Origin of the sequence: Acinetobacter gerneri DSM 14967 = CIP 107464 = MTCC 9824 (assembly GCF_000368565.1) — a bacterium.
Taxonomy (GTDB): Bacteria; Pseudomonadota; Gammaproteobacteria; order Pseudomonadales; family Moraxellaceae; genus Acinetobacter; species Acinetobacter gerneri.
Map to the genome: position 1 here is coordinate 538,977 of NZ_KB849543.1, position 18,736 is coordinate 557,712.

Genomic DNA, 18,736 nt, shown 5'->3' on the forward strand with positions numbered 1-18,736 from the left:
ATTTGGTTTAAAAGGCAGTTTAGTGAAAATGCTCGCTAAACTGTTTTTTTATGCCAAAAATTTGGCTATCTTTTTATTTCCTTAGATTAGCATTTAAGTCATCACTTTTAGTGGATGTCTTTCTTTAAATGACGCACCGTAGGGATGTCGGTATAACGTAGCACCAGATAACCCGCTTCATGCAACATCGCATCACGTTTGGCATCCTCAGCTTCTTTACCAAAATGGCTCGGATCGTCCAACTCTATAATCGCAATGACATCCAAACTTTGATTAAGTATCACAAAGTCAGTCACTTTACGATTGAATTGATTGCGAATTTTAAAATTTTGACTGGTAATCAGTGCGCTAAAAGCCACTTGAGCAAGCACATGATATTGAGGGAAGGCTTCTTTTAGTCGAGCAAACATTTTACTTTCAAATTCAGTAATCACTTTTTTGGGATAAAACTTTTGCTTTGATCTGAGGTATTGCTGTACGCACAGAACAATGAGTAAAACTGTAGCAAAACAACCAATCGTGATAAACATTTGAATAGATAAATGAAAAATGCAGGGCAAGAAAAAACCCACTCGAAAGAGTGGGCTTTTAGAATCTGGCTCTCCAACCTGGGCTCGAACCAGGGACCTGCGGATTAACAGTCCGTCGCTCTACCGACTGAGCTATTGGAGAATCTGGAACGCATTTTATGTGGCACTGGCAGTTTGGTCAAGCAAAAAATGCTGTTAAAGACTGAGATTTGGTTTGGATGCTATATAAATAACCATTTTGATGAAATATAGTATGAATCTTCAACACTTTAGCTACATAGCAATGCATTGGGATTGCTTGAAAATACATTTGAATGCGATATAAATACAGGGTGAAGTATCAATAATACCAAACTTCATTTTGCCAAATCACCGATCTAGCACGTGGATTAATCGGCAGTGCGCCACCATCAAAATCAAATATTCTGATGACTTCGTTATTGGCATCGCGTTGGCAGTTTAACTCAGCAGCTTTACCTTCATTTTGCATGATATGAACTTTGTTATCTAACATCGTCTTTCTCCTTTTTCGGTTTATTGTAAACATTCGAGGATGATAAAAAAGGGTAGTGCGACACAGCTTGGCGTTTTAACTAAGTTCTAGTATCTGTTGTGATTATTTAACTGCGATGACAATCTGAACAAAAGCGAATGACAAAAAAAAGCCCACTTCAATAAGAGTGGGCTTTTTAGAATTTGGCTCTCCAACCTGGGCTCGAACCAGGGACCTGCGGATTAACAGTCCGTCGCTCTACCGACTGAGCTATTGGAGAATCTGAAGCGCATTTTAGAGATGTGGGGCAAGTTGGTCAAGTAAAAAATATGAAAATACTAAGATATTGAAATTGTTTGCTATATAATTGAACAAATTTAAAAAACCATTCAAAAAACACATGAAAAATTGAATTTATATTCTTATTTTAGCTGTGTCATTAGCCGCTTGCTCTAAGTCAAATGAAACGAAAAAAGCAGCTGAAACTCAAGGAAAATCATACCTATCTAGTGAAAAAAACTGTAACCAATTAAAATATAAAGATTTGATTGATCAGCAAGAGTGGAATGATACGTATCAGATATTTCAAATTGATAAAAAAGATCAGCTAAATACAAAGAGCATCATTGAATATAATCAGGAAAATTTTAATATTTTACTGGGAGTTGGGCAGGGAAATATTGGCGTACCGCTTGAGGATAATGATCTAAAGCTTAATTCTGAATATGCCATTATCTCTAAGCAAGGTTCAGACTATGTGATTAATCTGCCTAATGATTATCTTAGTTTTAAAATCAAACAGAACTTCAATCAGGATTCAAATATTCAGTTTAAAAGCCCTGATGATGAGCAGTTTACAGATTTATGTACGGCAACATTACCTCAATATATTGAAACTATAAAATTTATTTTATTTAGAAGCGCAGCGGAGACTTATATGTTTCAGCTGAAAGAGCAAGGTGATTTGTAAAATATTTTCATCAGCCATAAAAAAAGCCCACTTCAATAAGAGTGGGCTTTTTAGAATTTGGCTCTCCAACCTGGGCTCGAACCAGGGACCTGCGGATTAACAGTCCGTCGCTCTACCGACTGAGCTATTGGAGAATCTGAAGCGCATTTTAGAGATGAAACATAATGTGGTCAAGTCAAATCAAGTGAAATCGCGTTTGAATGTTTTTTTATTATCCATATTTTTGAGAAAGGCTTAAAATTTGTATAATTATCAACGTATTTATATGTTTAGTATTTTAATTAAAGCAAAAAAAAATCACCCTGAGCGGGTGATCTTTATTAGAAAAATAACGAATTATTTTTCAACACCAGCTTCTTGACCAGCATATTTAGCATTTGCATAGTCCCAGTTCACTAGACTTTCTAAGAAAGTAGAGATGTATTTAGGACGTGCATTGCGGTAGTCGATGTAGTAAGCGTGTTCCCAAACATCAATTGTCAATACTGCAACTTGACCGTGAGCAAGTGGAGTATCAGCATTTGACGTTTTAAGGATAGAAAGGTTGCCATTTACTTTGTCAGCAACTAACCAAGCCCAACCTGAACCGAATTGAGTTGTTGCTGCAGCAGCGAATTCTTCGGCAAATTTTTCATAAGAACCGAAAGCTTCGTCAATTTTAGCAGCCAAAGCGCCAGTCGCTTTACCGCCACCGTTTTTAGCTAAACAGTTCCAGTAGAAGGTATGGTTCCAAACTTGAGCAGCATTGTTGAATACACCAGCTTTAGCAGCATCACCAGCTGTCGCAACGATGATTTCTTCTAAAGATTTAGAAGCAAGGTCAGTACCTTCGATTGCTTTATTAAGGTTTACAACATAAGTGTTGTGGTGTTTGTCGTGGTGATATTCTAAAGTTTCTTTACTGATGTGAGGAGCGAGGTCTTCATAACCGTATGGAAGCGCTGGTAAAGTAATGGTTGTCATGTCTTTAATTCCTTGCAATTTGCTGGGTTTTAACATTAAGTGGCTTTATTGTAATGGATTCTTCCCGTAAATGTGCATGCTTTTAAATAACAATACACAATTTATTTCGAATTTATACGTATAAAGAAAATGTTAAAAAACAGCCTATAATTTATCACCTATAAAACTTGCAATTTATGGTATTTTTTGTACATAAATTGGCTAGGCTTAGTGGATATTTCAAGTGATTTAAATATACAAAAAGCCTCAAGCTATGGCATTTGATTAAATCGGATTGTTTAATTCGAAGTAACTATACTCAATATTGAACTGCTGTGAAATAGCTTTTGCAAGTCGTTGCACACCATAGCGTTCGGTGGCGTGATGCCCACAAGCATAATAATGTACATTCAATTCTTGTGCTTCATAATAGGTGCGTTCGCTCACTTCACCCGAAATATAGGCATCACAATTTTGCTCAAAAGCTTTGGAAATAAAGTCTTGAGCAGCGCCCGTACAAAATCCGATTTTTTGTATGGAATTTCTTTCAGCATTCAAGTGAATAGTGTCAAAACCTAAACGAGAAGTTAACAATGCTTTAAATGCTTCAGGTGACATCGCCTGTTTAAGATAAGCGATATTGCCGATTGGGTTACGCTCAGAAGGATCTAATGCTTCGATATTTTCAAGTTCGAGTATCTCGGCAATGGCTGCATTATTGCCAAGCGTAGGGTGCGAATCGAGAGGTAAGTGATAGCCAACCAATGAAATATCATTTTTAATCAAAGATTTGATTCGATGACCGCGCATTCCTGTGATCGGGTAGGGTTCACCTTTCCAAAAATAACCATGATGAACCAACAATAAATCAGCATTTTGTTCAATTGCAGCATCAATCGCCTGTTGAGAAGCGGTGACTGCACACAAAATTTTATTGACCTCGCTACGACCTTCGATTTGTAAGCCATTCGGTGCATAGTCACGAAATTCATGTGATTTTAAAGTTTGATTACACCAATGGATGATGTCATTTAACTGAGCCATAAATAAAAAATCTAATGAAATATATAGAGATATAAAAGCACAATTTAGCAGATAAATCTAAGTAGAATTTCAAAACAAAGTAAAATGACAATTTAAAAAATAGAGCGAAGAAAAATAAATTGTAACTAAAGTTGAACAAATCTTCTTGTGATTTTGCAGAATATATATTTAATTGGATTACAATATTGAAAATGCTTTGTCATCAATGAATTAAAATATTTTAGAGGAAAAATAAGTGCGCCGTTCCTTTGCTTGGTTACCTTGGGTATTACTCATTCTTGTAATCCTAAGCTTTATCGCATGGCAAAAAATTCACCAGCCAAAAGCGCCGATCGCTGCTGATGGTGTAAAAATGCCTGCAGAAAAAGTTGAACCTTTGGTGAATACTTCACGTTCTGGTGGCGTGGTTTCATATAGTGCAGCTGTTAAAGTTGCCGCTCCCGCTGTGGTCAATATCTTTACGACTCAGAAAGTCAATAATCGAACTATAAATCCATTATTAAATGATCCTGCATTTCGTGAGTTTTTTGGTGACCAGTTGCCAAGACAAAATGAAAATGAGAAAGAAAACAGTCTAGGTTCAGGGGTTATTGTTCGTCCAGATGGTTATATTTTGACGAACAATCATGTGATTGCTCAAGCAGATCAAATTGTAGTTGGTTTACAAGATGGGCGTCGTGCAGTTGCAAAAGTCATCGGTACAGATCCTGATACTGATTTGGCAGTCATTAAAATAGAGCTTGATAAATTGCCAGTATTGCCATTTAAATTGAGTGGTAATGAAGTTGGCGATGTCGTTTTAGCAATTGGTAATCCGTTTGGCGTCGGTCAAACTGTAACGCAAGGGATTATTTCTGCGTTGGGTCGTTCAGATCTAGGGATTAATACTTATGAAGACTTTATCCAAACTGATGCTGCAATCAATCCGGGGAATTCAGGCGGTGCATTGATTGATGTCGCAGGAAATCTAATCGGTGTTAATACTGCAATTTTCTCTCAATCTGGTGGAAATCTGGGTATTGGTTTTGCGATCCCTGCAAAAGTCTGCGAACAAGTATTAAATGCCATTTTAAAAGATGGTCGTGTGATTCGTGGTCAATTAGGTATCCAACTGAGTGCAACAACGCAAACTGATGAAGATGTACTTGCACCTCGTCAAACTGGCGTGGTTGTTGCAGGTATTTTGAAAGGTGGTCCTGCTGATCAAGGTGGCATCAAAGTTGGCGACAAGATTTTAAAAGTGAACAATGAAGCTGTGGATTCAGTTTCACATTTGATGAATTATGTTGCTTTACAAGCGCCGGGCAGTGTAGTCAAAATCCAAGTACAACGAGGTGATCAAACTTTACAAGCGGACGTAAAAGTCACTGAACGTAAAGCGCCATCAAATAATAATGCTCAATATATCCCATTGCCACATCGTTAAGATATTTTGTCCTTAATAGTTTGGCTTAGAGATATTGTCAGCAATTAAAAACAGCACATTTTGTGCTGTTTTTTTTTATCTGCTTTAATTTTAACAAAGCATTATTTCCATGGCCATCCTGCACATGGATTGGGCAGTAGGTTATAAACCTCATACAATTCCTGTTGTGAAAGTTGCCCATCATTATTCTGATCAAGATATTTAAATAATTTGGTATGACCTTCTTTACCTTGAAATTGCATACTGCTGGGCCATTCATAGGGCACAAAATTTTGTATGTGTGAAAACTCATGCTGCGAAATTTTTTGGTCTTTATTGAGATCATAATCTTTCATAATCAAATCCCAATCTACAGACGCTGGTTCACAGGCAAAGCTAATGGTGGAAAGAAAAAAAAAGGAATAAATGACAAGGTGGAGATATTTTTTCATTATGATTTGCTCCCGTTTTTATTGTTTGAGCTTAGTCATGATCAGTTATGAAATACAAGTAGAATAATGAAAATATAAAATCTTGATTCTTTTTTTATAAAGAATAGGTTAGAAATTTAATGCTAGATAGCCAAAGCTAATGATTTATTTTATAACAGAATTTGGATTTTAAACTTGCAAGTATTTGTTTATTTATCAGATAAAAAACACAAAAAAAACAGCAACCGAAGTTGCTGTTTTAGATTTATCTAAAGCTTAGCCCTAAGACTTAGTCTTGCTGAATACCTGCAACGATCCAATCTTGTGTTGAACCTGCTGGTTTTACAAAATGCCAAACTTCTGAGAATGGAACAGGTTGGCTATTTAAATCTTCGCTTACAGAACCTGTAAAGCGAACACTCACCACATATTGACCATTTTCAGTTGAGCTATCAACGACCATTGCATTCAAATTGCTAAATTCGGCAACATCTTGATCTTGGTTTGCCATGATGTCGCTATACATTGAGTTATATAGCTCAGGCGTTAAATAGCGACGGATTTCTTCAACATTACTTGCTGAGTTAACAGACTGAATGTGATTGAAACGCTGACGCGCAACACGTAAAAATGCTGCAGGTTCAGTGCCATCAGGAAGTTGGTTACCACTTTGAGTAAACGCACCACCGACTGGAGCTGCACCGCCACCAACTGACTGACCAAAAATATTGGTGTTGTCATTTGCACGTGGCGCTGCATTGTTGCCAAATGGTCCATTATTCGGCGTTGAGTTTGGAGCCGAACCTCCTGGAGCATATGGATTAGTTACTGATTTTTTTTTTGCGCCGATTTTACGGAAAATAAAGAACGCAATCGCAGCAATCAATAGAATCCAAATCCAGCTTGGAATTCCACTTTTTTTCTCTTCAGGTGCTTGAGCACTTGAAGTCGGTTGTCCATCACGATCACTTGCCAAAGCATGACCTGCTACAGCACCTACAGCAGCACCGGCTACACCAGCAGCAACCATTGAGCCTACACCCGGACCTGATCGTTGCGGAGCAGTATTAGGAGAGACAGGCTGTGGCGCAGGACTAGCTGGACGAGATTGTGAATAAGACTGACTAGAATTCATAGAACGGCTCATGCCATGGCTTTTACCACCACCTGCACGTTTTGCTTCTGCTAATGGAGCAAAAGCCAAAGTTGCCATTAAAACACCTGCGATCAAGCCACGCTGTCGTACTTCCATTGAAAATACCTTCATATAATAAAAAGTTAGAAATTCTATTTTGGTCTATTCGCCATCATAGATAGTTTATTTATGCAGTTATTTACTCAAAATTTCAATAACAAAAGCCAAATTTTTTATGAAATTTTTACATTAATGCATCAAACGCTTAGCAAAGTTCTTCGGAAAGTCGCATTGCTTCGGTTAAAGCTTCATGTAGACGCGCGACTGCGATCACTTCAATTCCTGCCATTGGCTTTTGTGGTGCATTTCCACGAGGTAAAATCGCATATTTAAATCCATGCTTTGCCGCTTCTTTGAGTCGTTCTTGTCCATTTGGAACTGGACGAATTTCTCCGGATAGACCAACTTCGCCAAATACAGCCAATTGTTGTGGAAGAGCCTTGCCTCTTAAACTTGATGCGCAAGCCAGTAAAACTGCGAGATCGGAACCTGTTTCAGTGATTTTCAAACCACCCACGATATTGACATAAACATCTTGACCTTGCATCTGTACGCCACCATGTCTATGCATTACTGCCAAGAGCATACTCAATCGGTTTTGTTCTAGACCGAGTGCTACGCGTCGAGGTTGACCTTGGGCATCATCAACCAAAGCCTGCACTTCTACCAGTAAGGGGCGTGTACCTTCACGACTAATCATAACGACAGAACCAGGGATGGCTTCATCATAGCGACTGAGAAAAATCGCAGAAGGGTTGGCAACTTCTCTTAGACCTTTATCAGTCATGCCAAAAACACCAAGCTCATTGACTGCGCCAAAACGGTTTTTGACTGCGCGAATCATACGGTATCTTGAGTCAGACTGACCTTCAAAATACAGTACGCAATCCACCATGTGTTCTAAAACACGTGGACCTGCCAATGCACCTTCTTTGGTCACATGCCCCACGATAAACAGTGCAGTGCCACTATTTTTAGCAAAACGCGTTAGGAGTGCAGCCGATTCACGGATTTGAGAAACACCACCCGGCGCAGATTGTAAAGTTTCTGTGTAGAGTGTTTGGATAGAGTCTAGTACCGCAATAGCAGGGCGTTCATGAGCCAAAACTTCACAAATTCGTTCAACACAAGTCTCTGCCATGACTTTGAGTTTATTGGTTGGCAGATCTAAACGGTTGGCACGTAGCGCAACTTGAGATAAAGATTCTTCACCTGTGACATAAAGTGCAGAACTATTGCCATCTGCCATATGCGTCGCTGTCTGGAGTAAAATGGTTGATTTACCAATGCCCGGATCACCCCCGATCAAAACAACAGCCCCCGTGACTAGACCTCCACCGAGTACTCGATCAAACTCACTAATGCCTGTGGCCAAGCGGGTTTCATTTGAGACAGTGACTTTATCTAAAGTGGTGATGTTTGCTGACTGTCCTGCATAACCGCCACCAATATTGACTTTGGCACGGTGATTTGAAACTGGTTCGATACGGATTTCAGTTAAACAATTCCATTCACCGCATTCGCCGCATTGACCTGCCCATTTGGGATGATCTGATCCACATTGTTCGCAACGATAAATGGTTTTAACTTTAGCCATGATGATATATGTGCCTATCTAAAAGACGAGATGTAAATAAGCCTAGAATGTAACAATTGCAGTTTTAAAAAACAATTTTTTGTAGTACATATCGCCAAAATCAATTTTGGCACGTAAACTGCAAGTTCGAAGGAACGGTAAAATACAAAGAATAAAATGGGTTTTTTGATTAAATTGTACGCTAAGAAGTGAAAAACTGGAGAAAAATTGAATAATTAGTCGAAATTCTGTTTTATTTTTTTGGTTTTAGGATACTTTTACATAACGAAATTTGAGAGAAGAAAATAAAAATGTCAAATGAAAACCTCCAATCATCTGCTGAAACAGGTGAGCTAAATCGAAGTTTGTCAAATCGACATCTGCAATTGATTGCAATTGGCGGAGCTATCGGAACAGGATTGTTCATGGGCTCTGGTAAAACCATCAGCTTGGCTGGTCCATCAATTTTATTCATTTATATGATTATTGGTTTGATGGTGTTTTTTGTCATGCGTGCATTAGGGGAGTTGTTACTTTCTAATTTGCAATACAAATCATTTATTGATTTTTCAACTGATTTAATCGGTCCGTGGGCGGGTTATTTTGTCGGTTGGACCTATTGGCTGTGTTGGATCACGATTGGTATCGCAGATCTTTCAGCCATTATCTACTATCTACAGTTCTTTAATGGTGGACAAGAGTTTACGCCGCTCGGCGGAGCCATGATCAGTTTCGCTGCAATTGTCTTCATTATGGGGCTAAATCTACTGACTGTACGCTTGTTTGGTGAGCTTGAGTTCTGGTTTGCATTGATCAAAATTATTGCAATTGTGGTATTAATTTTGGTTGGTTTGTGGATGGTATTTACAGGCTTTACTTCTACAGCAGGTGATGTTGCATCATTTAGTCATCTCTATGCCAATGGTGGATTTTTCCCTACTGGAGCTCATGGCTTCTTGGCGGGTTTCCAGATTGCAATTTTTGCCTTTGTAGGTGTGGAATTGGTCGGTACAACTGCTGCTGAAACGAAAGATCCTGAAAAGAACTTACCAAAAGCGGTTAACTCGATTCCAATTCGTATTATTTTCTTCTACGTTTTGGCACTTGTGATCGTGATGTCAGTGACACCTTGGAATCATATTGATCCTAAAGTCAGCCCATTTGTAAACTTGTTTAGCCAAGCAGGTATTGCCGCAGCTGCAATTATCATGAACTTGGTGGTGCTGTCTTCAGTGATGTCTTCGATGAACAGTGGTGTATTCTCAACGAGCCGTATGTTATTTGGTCTTTCTCGTGAAGAACAAGGTCCAAAAGCATTTGGTGTGTTAAACCGCCGTGCTGTGCCTGCAAATGCACTTTATTTCTCTGCACTTTGTTTGGTTGGTGGTGCTGGTCTGCAGTATTTTGTACCAAATACAGTTGAAGCATTTACGCTTGCTACGACACTTTCTACGATTTTATTTATCTGTATCTGGTTGATGATCATCTGGAGCTACGTGATTTATTATACAAAACGTAATGAATTACATCAGCAATCAACCTTTAAACTTCCTGGTGGTTTGTTTACTTGCGCCATCGTTGCAATCTTCTTCATCGGCATGATTTATGTGCTTTCTTTAGAAGCAGATACCTTCAAAGCGTTAAAAGTCAGCCCAATTTGGTTTGTGATTTTGATCATTGGTTATTTCGGTTTTGTACGTAAGAAAATCAAATAATCCAAGTGATTTGAAAATGTATCGCTGAATCATTCAATATATTTTCAACTTTATCTTTAAAATCACGAAAAACGTCAGTTTAAAACTGGCGTTTTTTTTATGATGAATATACTCTTGAATGCTCATAATACTTTGGTCATTTTTCTTGATCAGGGTATAATTCGCAAAAATCTATAGATAGGTGGTCAGATGCGTTTTGCCATTTGCTGCATGAGTTTATTGGCGACTTCTTTTGCTTTGGTTGGTTGTGGTCAATCAGGCGATTTAATTTTGCCTAAAGATATCAATGGCGATAAGCGTCCAAAATATTTGTTGTACAAATATTCAGATCAAGACAATCAAGCGAAACAAGCTTCAGACCAAGTACAGTCACGTGCTAGTTCTGAACCGGTCGATACGACTCCTAACGCGCAATAATTGTTTTATTACAGAGCAGATCGCGCATTTATTGATTGCTGAAATACGATATTTCTAACGTATTTTGCTGGATGAATGGATGCCATAACTCTGTGAATAAGCACTCTACAAGACGTATTATTTTCATTGCATTTACGACAAGGACACATACATGAGTTTTACCCGCATCAATGGGGTTTTGCACGCTGAACAAAATTCGTTGAATCAACTGGCTGAACAATTTGGCACTCCACTTTACGTTTATTCAAAAGCTGCTTTTGAAAAAAATTATTTGGATATGGATCGTGCATTTAGCTTTATCGATCATCAAATTTGTTTTGCGGTCAAGTCAAACTCAAATATTGCGGTGCTTAATGTACTTGCAAAACTTGGTGCTGGTTTCGATATCGTGACTGGTGGTGAGTTAGCACGCGTATTGGCTGCAGGCGGGGATGCTTCGAAAATCGTTTTTTCTGGTTTAGGCAAATCTGAAGCAGATATCGAAAAAGCGTTGAATGTTGGGATTGCATGTTTCAATGTCGAGTCTTATGCAGAGCTTGATCGTATCCAAAAAGTTGCAGCAAAATTAAATAAAAAAGCACCAGTTTCTTTGCGTGTGAATCCAGATGTAGATGCTAAAACACATCCTTATATTTCAACAGGTTTAAAAGAAAACAAATTTGGTATCCCATCAGATGTCGTTTTTGAAACCTACCAATATGCTGCATCACTTCCAAACCTTGATGTGGTTGGGATTGATTGTCATATTGGATCGCAATTGACAGAAACCAAGCCTTTTGTTGATGCGCTTGATCGTATTGTACTTATGATCGAAAAATTGAAAGAAATGGGTATCAATCTTCAACATGTTGATATTGGTGGTGGTTTAGGGGTGACTTATAAAGATGAAGCTCCTCCTACTGTTGAAGAATATGCAAATGCGATGAAAGACGCTTTGCTCAAACTTGGCTTAAAAGTCTATATGGAGCCAGGTCGTAGCATCAGTGCAAATGCAGGTATTCTTTTGACGAAGGTTGATTTGCTTAAACCAACCAATCATCGTAATTTTGCCATTATTGATGCAGCGATGAATGACATGATTCGCCCATCTTTATACCAAGCTTGGATGGATATTCAGCCTGTTAGCCCACATGATGATGTTGAAGCTAAAGAATGGGATATCGTCGGTGCAATTTGTGAAACTGGTGATTTTCTTGGTAAAGAACGCAAACTTGCGTTAAAAGAAAATGATCTATTGGCTATGCTCGGCGCAGGTGCTTATGGTTTTGTCATGAGTTCAAACTACAATACTCGTGGTCGTGCTGCTGAAGTGATGGTAGATGCTGACCAAGCCCATTTGATTCGTGAGCGAGAACCCATTGAATCATTGTGGGAAAGAGAACGTTTGTTGCCTTAAGGAGTAATTCAAGATGTTATTAGAATTTACCAAAATGCATGGTCTAGGCAATGACTTCATGGTGGTGGATTTGATTAGTCAACGTGCATATTTTGATGCAGTGACGATTCAACGTTTGGCAGATCGACATTTCGGTGTTGGTTTTGATCAATTGCTCATTGTTGAGCCACCTGATGAACCTAATGTAGATTTTAAATATCGTATTTTCAATGCTGATGGCTCAGAAGTAGAGCAATGTGGTAATGGTGTGCGCTGTTTTGCACGCTTCGTGCATGAACGCCAACTTACCAATAAAACCAAACTCCGCGTGCAAACCTGTTCAGGGATCGTTGAACCTGAATTGGGTCCAAATGGTTGGGTACGTGTCAATATGGGTTATCCACGTTTTTTACCAAACGAAATTCCATTTGTAGCTGAAGAACCAGAAAATCTATATGACTTGGCTTTGGCTGATAATGAGTCGATTTCGATTGATGTTGTCAACATGGGCAATCCGCATGCTGTCACCATCGTTTCAAATGTTTTGACTGCTGAAGTTGCTAAAATTGGACCACAAGTCGAGTCGCATGAACGTTTCCCTGAGCGTGTGAATGCTGGCTTTATGCAAATCGTTGATGAAAAGCATGCTCGTTTACGCGTTTATGAACGTGGTGTAGGTGAAACAATGGCATGTGGTACAGGCGCTTGTGCTGCTGCTGTTTCAGGTATGCGCCGTGGTTTGTTGGCAAATAATGTTGAAATCGAATTGGCTGGTGGCAAACTTCAAATCGAATGGCAAGAAGGCGGTGTAGTTTGGATGACAGGTCCAACAGCTACTGTATATGAAGGTCGTTTGGATATGCGTTACTTCCAAAATTGATTGAAAAATTAAAAAACAAAACCCTGATTCGTCAGGGTTTTTTATTTAAAGTGTTTTATAGTTTAAATTATAGATAACAGAAAAATAAGTTAATTAATTAATTATTTATTGTTAATATTTATAAACAATGTCTAAAATAGTATAAATAAGTATTTGACTATAAAAGGATATAGATGAATGTTGCTTGCTTCTGGTAAAGAAGAAACTCATAGTTTTTTAGGTTATCAATTCAAATATATTTTAAAGAATCGTAGCTATGATACTAATCATTTAATTATCGTGTTCAGTGGTTTTGGTACGGGTAGTGATTTTACATATGACTTTTTCGGTTCTTTAAATAATTCATGCCGTGCTGCTGTTCTTTGGATTAAAGATGATTTTTACCAGAATAATTTGGCAACATATTATATGGATGTTTTAGGTGAGGATCGATTAGAGCAGGCAGTTATTGGCTTTATTCGTAAAGTGCAACTATTTTTGGAGATAGATCAGCAATATTGTACTTTACTTGGTTGTTCTAAGGGGGGAGCTAGTGCATTGTATTATGGGGCTAAATATAATTTTAAAAATATAGTAGCTTCAGCCCCAACTATAAAAATAGGATCATTTATTTCAGGTATTGAACCGAAGGACCAGCCAAGATTATGTGCAAATTTTATATGTCATGGCGAAGTTAATTCTGAAAAAATTAACCAACTTGATCTGAGAGTAATTAAAGAAATTGATCAAGATCAGGCGTTTGACAAAAATATTTTTTTGATTTCATCACAAAAGGATTACATTCATAATTCTCAAATAAAGCCTTTTATTGGAGCATTTGCTAAATATAACAATTTCAATTACATCGAATCTCAATCATGCTTGGTACGAACGCACCCAGATGTAACATTTTTTAATACACCGCTTATCTTAAGCATTTTAAATTGTTTGGTTTTTAATTTAGTGCCCTCATTTTTAAATCATGTGTCAATAGGGGATTTACCACATAAAAAAGCTAAAGTTACAAAGGAACCAGTATTTAAGGCAATGAAAGTTGATTTTGATGATGAGTCGAGATTTCATCCTGAAGGTGTATTTTTCTTGAGAGGTTTGGCATGTCAAAATTATGAAGACTTAGATTATGTACTTTTACTTGATTCAGATACTTCACAATTTAAATTAGATTTAGCAAAAGGTCATAAGATTTTTATTACAAAAGAATATTATGCAGATGCCTTTGTTAATTATGATAAAGCTTTTTTCTGTACATTGGGTTTTCGTGGCTTAGCATTAGATTACTTGCCTCAAGGTTTTTATAGGTTGTCTATAGAAATCATTATGGAAACGGGGGAACGAGTTATTTCACCTTTTTTCTACGAATTAGATGAAAAAAATATTAGCCTGAATGGTAAATATGAGCTATCTACTGAAGATGATATTTTGTATTTAAATATAAAATAAGATGCTATATATACTGTGTCTGAAAGATAGATTTTTTGATTTATCTACTTTATTTTAATAGGTAAAACTATAAGAAAAAATACTCTATTTTTAGCATTATTTTATATCTTGGGTTAGCGTTGCAAAGTGCAACACCATGCAATTAAAACAAAACCCTGATTCGTCAGGGTTTTTTATGATAGGATTGTATGAAATACGATCATTTATTTATGTGGTGATTGTAAATATTAAATAGAAAAAAACACATTGATCACTTTTAAAGGGGAAATGAAATGGCAATAGACCGTTTAGATTGGCATGTAGATACAGTTGAAGAAGCTGATTTGCCTTATGAAAATTCGGGTACACATATTGGGATGTATTTGGCGTGGATGATTATGCATCATCTTGAAGGTGAAATTCATCAGGAAGATAGTGAAAGCGAGTTGGATAGTGTTCGAAATAGACAAATGACAGGACGTACTTTTCTAATCAATGTCTGTGACGAAAAATTTTGCGATGAGGACTTGAGTGATGAAGGTTTTGCTTTTACTCAAGCTTATTATGAAACCGATCAGTATAGTAACGACTATGATGAAATTTTAGTTTTGCCAGAAGGTTTATCGAGCAGTTATGCGGTAGCTGATACATGGGAAAATTATGACTTAATTGCAGCCAAAATTACGCAGCGCTATACAGAGTGGAAAAAGAATCAGTCTTAATCTTAGAAAAGTTAGATTCAGGATTTTGGCATCATCAAGATGCTAAAATCCGTTCTTTATTTATCCATTTTATAGTCGCAACTAAAATTACAAGAAAGCTACCCCATTTTTAGCAGTATTTTATATATTAAAATCTTAATATTAAAAGAAATAATGAGTTCATTATGTTTGATATTCAAAAAGAACAGGCACTTGAAGCACTTTTTACACAAGCAGCTAAAGAGCCTGCTTACCGCCCTGAGTTTTTAAAACAATTATTGGATGCTGATATTTATGTTGTTGGGCATTCAAATAAAGATGCCGATACACCTAAGCAGATACAAGAAATGACGCTGACTGAGGGAAGTCAGGTGCAAATAAAAAGCTGGAATAAAGCAGATGGAAGCAGCATATTGCCATTTTTTACTTCATTGAAAATGTTGCAACAGGCGATTGAAACGCCAGATTCCTATTTAAATCTCAATACTCGAGCTTTCTTTGAACTGACATTGGGAAGCAATTTAGTACTCAATCCGAATGGTCCATATAGCAAAGAGTTTTTAGTGCCAGAGATTGAGGGTTTACTCAAAGGTGATTTGGGTATGTCACCAAAGCCTTATGAATACCAAGAATCTACCGAAGTTTTATTGAGTCAGCCTTCAGATTATCCTGAAGAAATGCTGGAACAATTAAGTAAATTTTTCAAACTAAAATCAGCAGTACAATCTGCATATTTAGCGCAAATGCATGATGTAAAACGTGATCCTGAACCAACATTATTATTGGGGATTCTAAGCAAAAAAAATGTGACAGAAGAGGAGCGAAAACAGTTAAGCCGTGAAATTGGGCAAGTTGCATACGATAGTTTGGTGACGAAGCGAGATGTGGATGTGTATTTTATTGATGAACAAGATACAGACGGTTTAAGTCGATACTTACTGGATGAAACAACAGCTTTTTATACGGCTAAAGATGACCCTAAAAAGGGATTTTTTGCTAGACTATTTTCTTAAACCATTTCAGATCAATGCAAGATAAAAGGAGAGCTTTATGCAACAGTATGGTGCGATGCAATTGCTCTCTATGTTTCTAAAAGATCGTAAAATACAAAACCAATCTGAGCATACTTTAGATGCATATTTTCGTGATATTTCAGGTTTTATCGATTTTTGTTATGAGAAAAATATAGAATTAAGAGAAGTTGAATCTTCTGATCTCCGTGAATATTTGGCAAAAAAAGTTGAGCAAGATGGGCTGGTTTCCAGTAGTTTACAGCGTCATTTGACCTCCATTCGCCAATTTATGAAATGGGCGGAACAAGGAAACTATCTTGAAATGAATCCTGCCAATGATTTGCAACTTAAAAGACAACCTCGACCATTGCCCGGAATGATTGATGTAGAAACAATCAACCAAATATTGGATCAAAAAAAGCCTGAAAAAGCACTCGAACAACAGCTTTGGTTTCGAGATAAGGCTATTTTAGAATTGTTATATTCAAGTGGTTTGCGTTTGGCTGAAATTCAAGGTTTAAGTATAAAAGATATTGATTTCAATCGGATGCTGCTCAGGATTACTGGTAAGGGGAATAAAACTCGGATCGTGCCTTTTGGCTCTAAAGCGAAACAAAGTTTGGTGGAATGGTTGCAGATTTATCGGATTTGGATGGGCGAATTTCAATGCGAATCGGCTGTATTTATTTCACAAAAAGGTAATGCTTTGACCCCGCGTCAAATCGAAAATAGAGTGAAGTTACAAGCGGCTCGTGCAGGAGTAAATATTGATTTACATCCGCATTTATTGAGACATTGTTTTGCAAGCCATATGTTATCCAACAGCGGTGACTTACGCGCGGTACAAGAGATGCTTGGACATAGCAACTTAACCACAACCCAAATCTATACCCATGTTGATTTTGATCACTTAGCTCAAGTCTATGATCAAGCGCATCCACGTGCACAAAAAAACTGAGATGCATTTGGCATTCTTTACATTTAGATATAAAAATAAGTTGTATATAAGGAATTGTTCTAGCAGAGCTTTGACTAAAGTTAGCATTAAAAAAGCAATATTATAGGTGAATTTACACGCAGTTTTCGTCTATGATGTCAATTCAAAATATTGCATTTCGTGTTGAAATGCGAAAATCCTCATCAAGGATGATTGAATTTGTGTTGATGTAATAATAGGCAAAATAATGATAGATGAGCTTGAAAAGAAATACCAACAACTGACTACGCCACAAAAAGAGATTTTTCGTGGATATGGTTTACGTCAAATTAAACATTTTGTTGAATGGACATTGCCTAAAGTTGAACCACTTTTACCTACCGAAACTGAAGTGATCGGAGTGAATGCTGAGGGTAAAGTTCAAGCTGAAAACGCTAAAACACATCAACTTTATTTGTGGATTTCTGATCAACAATGGCAACAGACTCAAAAGCAAACTAAACATATCGACTTAAAAGAAGATTTTATTGAAATCTGGAAAGTTTTAGAGTTAGAAAAGCAAGATTTGATTGATTTAAGTCATATCCATCGTGACTTTTTAGCGGGTACTTCAAACTAAAACAGGCCTAAGTTTTTTGCAAAAAGCTTTCTTTGCTGATTTTATATAACACATGCTCTGCAAGAGGATGTACCGCTTCTAAATCTGGATGATAAAAGTTTTTGTGCCATGTCATACCCAGACGTTGCATGACTTTCATAGACGGTAAATTTTGTGTAGCGGTAAATGCAACGACCTCATCCAGATCTAATTGGCTAAATGCAAAATCTAAACAGGCATGCGCCGCTTCAGTCGCATAGCCTTTGCCCCAAAATTCTTGTAAAAAGCGCCAACCGATCTCTACACAAGGTTGAAAATCAAAGTCTGCACTCGGGCGATGTAGCCCTGTAAAACCGATAAATTGCTGAGAGTCTTTGAGTTCTACAGCCCACATTCCCCATGCATTTTCTGCTATGAGTGTCATTATTTTTGTTGCAAGTGCATCACTTTCAATTTGTGTCAGTGGTTTGGGGAAGTAACGCATGGTATGTGCATCAGCATTGAGTTTTGCAAATGGAGCAAAATCAGCAGTTTTCCATTGTCTTAGTCGTAATCGTTCAGTTTCAAGTTCAAAAATTTGCATATTGAATGACTTTATATACTTTGCAATAGAGCATTTTATCTTAGCGCTTTTTCTTGTGTTTTTCAGATATGAAAATAAATCGACTTGCTATGAGTATTTTTGATATGAAATGACAGTTATTTTTATGAAAATATTCAGCTTTTTGAGAATATGTCTAGTAAAAAGGGCTAAATTTCACAAAATATAGATAATTTATTTGTAAAATAATGTAGCAATGAGACAAAAAATAGCGTTTCTATCCTAAATGACATTTTATTACGAAATGATCAAAGGATGTTTTATGGTAAAAAAAACTTTTTTATTCATTCTTTTAAATGATTAATCTATCAGGTTTTTAGACGATCATTGTTTTAAATGTATAACAAAATCAATAGTTAAAATTTAAGCAATTGCTTTTAATTTATACCTATATCAAGGGCTTAATATTTTTTGTGAACTCATCATTCTATAATTTTTACGCTTTTTTACAGCACTTTTATCAATTGTGACTTGACCCAAATGCCAAACACATT

Annotated in this window: 19 protein-coding genes and 3 tRNA genes; 11 read left to right on the plus strand and 11 right to left on the minus strand. The window is 37.1% G+C overall.

What is annotated here, in order from left to right; translation table 11 throughout:
* Positions 1–107: 107 nt before the first annotated feature.
* The 4 genes from F960_RS10745 to F960_RS10755 all read right to left on the minus strand — a co-directional run bounded on the left by F960_RS10745 (position 108) and on the right by F960_RS10755 (position 1,303).
* Positions 108–551, minus strand: coding sequence for a DUF2726 domain-containing protein (locus F960_RS10745; RefSeq protein WP_373855039.1), 444 nt, complete (start codon positions 549–551; stop codon positions 108–110).
* 45 nt (positions 552–596) lie between these two features.
* A tRNA-Asn gene (locus F960_RS10750) sits at positions 597–672 on the minus strand.
* A gap of 198 nt (positions 673–870) precedes the next feature.
* Positions 871–1,044, minus strand: a complete 174-nt coding sequence (locus F960_RS22665) for a hypothetical protein (RefSeq protein ID WP_004863940.1) — start codon at positions 1,042–1,044, stop codon at positions 871–873.
* A gap of 183 nt (positions 1,045–1,227) precedes the next feature.
* Positions 1,228–1,303: transfer RNA gene (locus F960_RS10755), tRNA-Asn, on the minus strand.
* 153 nt (positions 1,304–1,456) lie between these two features.
* Between F960_RS10755 and F960_RS10760 the strand changes: the two genes are divergently transcribed.
* On the plus strand, positions 1,457–1,993 hold the full coding sequence (locus F960_RS10760; RefSeq protein ID WP_004863943.1) for a hypothetical protein: 537 nt from the start codon (positions 1,457–1,459) through the stop codon (positions 1,991–1,993).
* Between the two features lie 58 nt (positions 1,994–2,051).
* Here the strand turns inward: F960_RS10760 and F960_RS10765 are convergent.
* From F960_RS10765 to F960_RS10775, 3 genes are all read right to left on the minus strand, one after another.
* Positions 2,052–2,127, minus strand: a tRNA-Asn gene (locus F960_RS10765).
* Positions 2,128–2,329: 202 nt separating this feature from the next.
* Positions 2,330–2,956 (minus strand): superoxide dismutase SodB, encoded by a 627-nt coding sequence (gene sodB, locus F960_RS10770; RefSeq protein ID WP_004863946.1) that lies wholly within the window; start codon positions 2,954–2,956, stop codon positions 2,330–2,332.
* A gap of 264 nt (positions 2,957–3,220) precedes the next feature.
* Positions 3,221–3,979 carry a Nif3-like dinuclear metal center hexameric protein gene (locus F960_RS10775; protein ID WP_004863947.1) on the minus strand — a complete coding sequence of 253 codons (759 nt, stop codon included), beginning with the start codon at positions 3,977–3,979 and terminating at the stop codon, positions 3,221–3,223.
* A 235-nt stretch (positions 3,980–4,214) separates the two neighbouring features.
* On the opposite strand from F960_RS10775, the gene F960_RS10780 reads away from it, so the two are divergent.
* Positions 4,215–5,405, plus strand: coding sequence for a S1C family serine protease (locus F960_RS10780; RefSeq protein WP_004863950.1), 1,191 nt, complete (start codon positions 4,215–4,217; stop codon positions 5,403–5,405).
* Positions 5,406–5,506: 101 nt separating this feature from the next.
* Here the strand turns inward: F960_RS10780 and F960_RS10785 are convergent, their stop codons facing one another.
* The 3 genes from F960_RS10785 to radA all read right to left on the minus strand — a co-directional run bounded on the left by F960_RS10785 (position 5,507) and on the right by radA (position 8,607).
* Positions 5,507–5,740 (minus strand): EF-hand domain-containing protein, encoded by a 234-nt coding sequence (locus F960_RS10785; RefSeq protein ID WP_020846406.1) that lies wholly within the window; start codon positions 5,738–5,740, stop codon positions 5,507–5,509.
* 364 nt (positions 5,741–6,104) lie between these two features.
* The gene (locus F960_RS10790) at positions 6,105–7,067 is read right to left on the minus strand and encodes a Tim44 domain-containing protein (protein ID WP_004863957.1); all 963 of its coding nucleotides are present in this window, start codon (positions 7,065–7,067) and stop codon (positions 6,105–6,107) included.
* Positions 7,068–7,215: 148 nt separating this feature from the next.
* Positions 7,216–8,607 carry a DNA repair protein RadA gene (gene radA / locus F960_RS10795; protein ID WP_004863960.1) on the minus strand — a complete coding sequence of 464 codons (1,392 nt, stop codon included), beginning with the start codon at positions 8,605–8,607 and terminating at the stop codon, positions 7,216–7,218.
* A 290-nt stretch (positions 8,608–8,897) separates the two neighbouring features.
* Between radA and F960_RS10800 the strand changes: the two genes are divergently transcribed.
* The 9 genes from F960_RS10800 (at position 8,898) to F960_RS10840 (ending at position 17,662) form a co-directional block, all read left to right on the plus strand.
* Positions 8,898–10,301 (plus strand): amino acid permease, encoded by a 1,404-nt coding sequence (locus F960_RS10800; protein WP_004863963.1) that lies wholly within the window; start codon positions 8,898–8,900, stop codon positions 10,299–10,301.
* Between the two features lie 189 nt (positions 10,302–10,490).
* Positions 10,491–10,718: an LPS translocon maturation chaperone LptM gene (lptM, locus tag F960_RS10805; protein WP_004863965.1), complete on the plus strand. Its 228-nt coding sequence runs from the start codon at positions 10,491–10,493 to the stop codon at positions 10,716–10,718.
* A 151-nt stretch (positions 10,719–10,869) separates the two neighbouring features.
* Positions 10,870–12,114 carry a diaminopimelate decarboxylase gene (lysA, locus tag F960_RS10810; protein ID WP_004863966.1) on the plus strand — a complete coding sequence of 415 codons (1,245 nt, stop codon included), beginning with the start codon at positions 10,870–10,872 and terminating at the stop codon, positions 12,112–12,114.
* A 13-nt stretch (positions 12,115–12,127) separates the two neighbouring features.
* Positions 12,128–12,973 carry a diaminopimelate epimerase gene (gene dapF, locus F960_RS10815; protein ID WP_004863970.1) on the plus strand — a complete coding sequence of 282 codons (846 nt, stop codon included), beginning with the start codon at positions 12,128–12,130 and terminating at the stop codon, positions 12,971–12,973.
* A 177-nt stretch (positions 12,974–13,150) separates the two neighbouring features.
* Positions 13,151–14,413, plus strand: coding sequence for an accessory Sec system protein Asp2 (locus F960_RS21535; protein WP_004863972.1), 1,263 nt, complete (start codon positions 13,151–13,153; stop codon positions 14,411–14,413).
* A 272-nt stretch (positions 14,414–14,685) separates the two neighbouring features.
* The gene (locus F960_RS10825) at positions 14,686–15,114 is read left to right on the plus strand and encodes a DUF7832 domain-containing protein (RefSeq protein ID WP_004863976.1); all 429 of its coding nucleotides are present in this window, start codon (positions 14,686–14,688) and stop codon (positions 15,112–15,114) included.
* Between the two features lie 164 nt (positions 15,115–15,278).
* Entirely contained in the window at positions 15,279–16,106 is an 828-nt protein-coding gene (locus tag F960_RS10830) for an enhanced serine sensitivity protein SseB C-terminal domain-containing protein (protein WP_004863980.1), read from the plus strand.
* 70 nt (positions 16,107–16,176) lie between these two features.
* The gene (gene xerA, locus F960_RS10835) at positions 16,177–17,064 is read left to right on the plus strand and encodes a site-specific tyrosine recombinase/integron integrase (RefSeq protein ID WP_169333015.1); all 888 of its coding nucleotides are present in this window, start codon (positions 16,177–16,179) and stop codon (positions 17,062–17,064) included.
* A 226-nt stretch (positions 17,065–17,290) separates the two neighbouring features.
* On the plus strand, positions 17,291–17,662 hold the full coding sequence (locus tag F960_RS10840; RefSeq protein WP_004863988.1) for a hypothetical protein: 372 nt from the start codon (positions 17,291–17,293) through the stop codon (positions 17,660–17,662).
* Positions 17,663–17,669: 7 nt separating this feature from the next.
* Here the strand turns inward: F960_RS10840 and F960_RS10845 are convergent, their stop codons facing one another.
* Entirely contained in the window at positions 17,670–18,224 is a 555-nt protein-coding gene (locus F960_RS10845) for a GNAT family N-acetyltransferase (protein WP_004863991.1), read from the minus strand.
* Between the last annotated feature and the right edge of the window lie 512 nt (positions 18,225–18,736).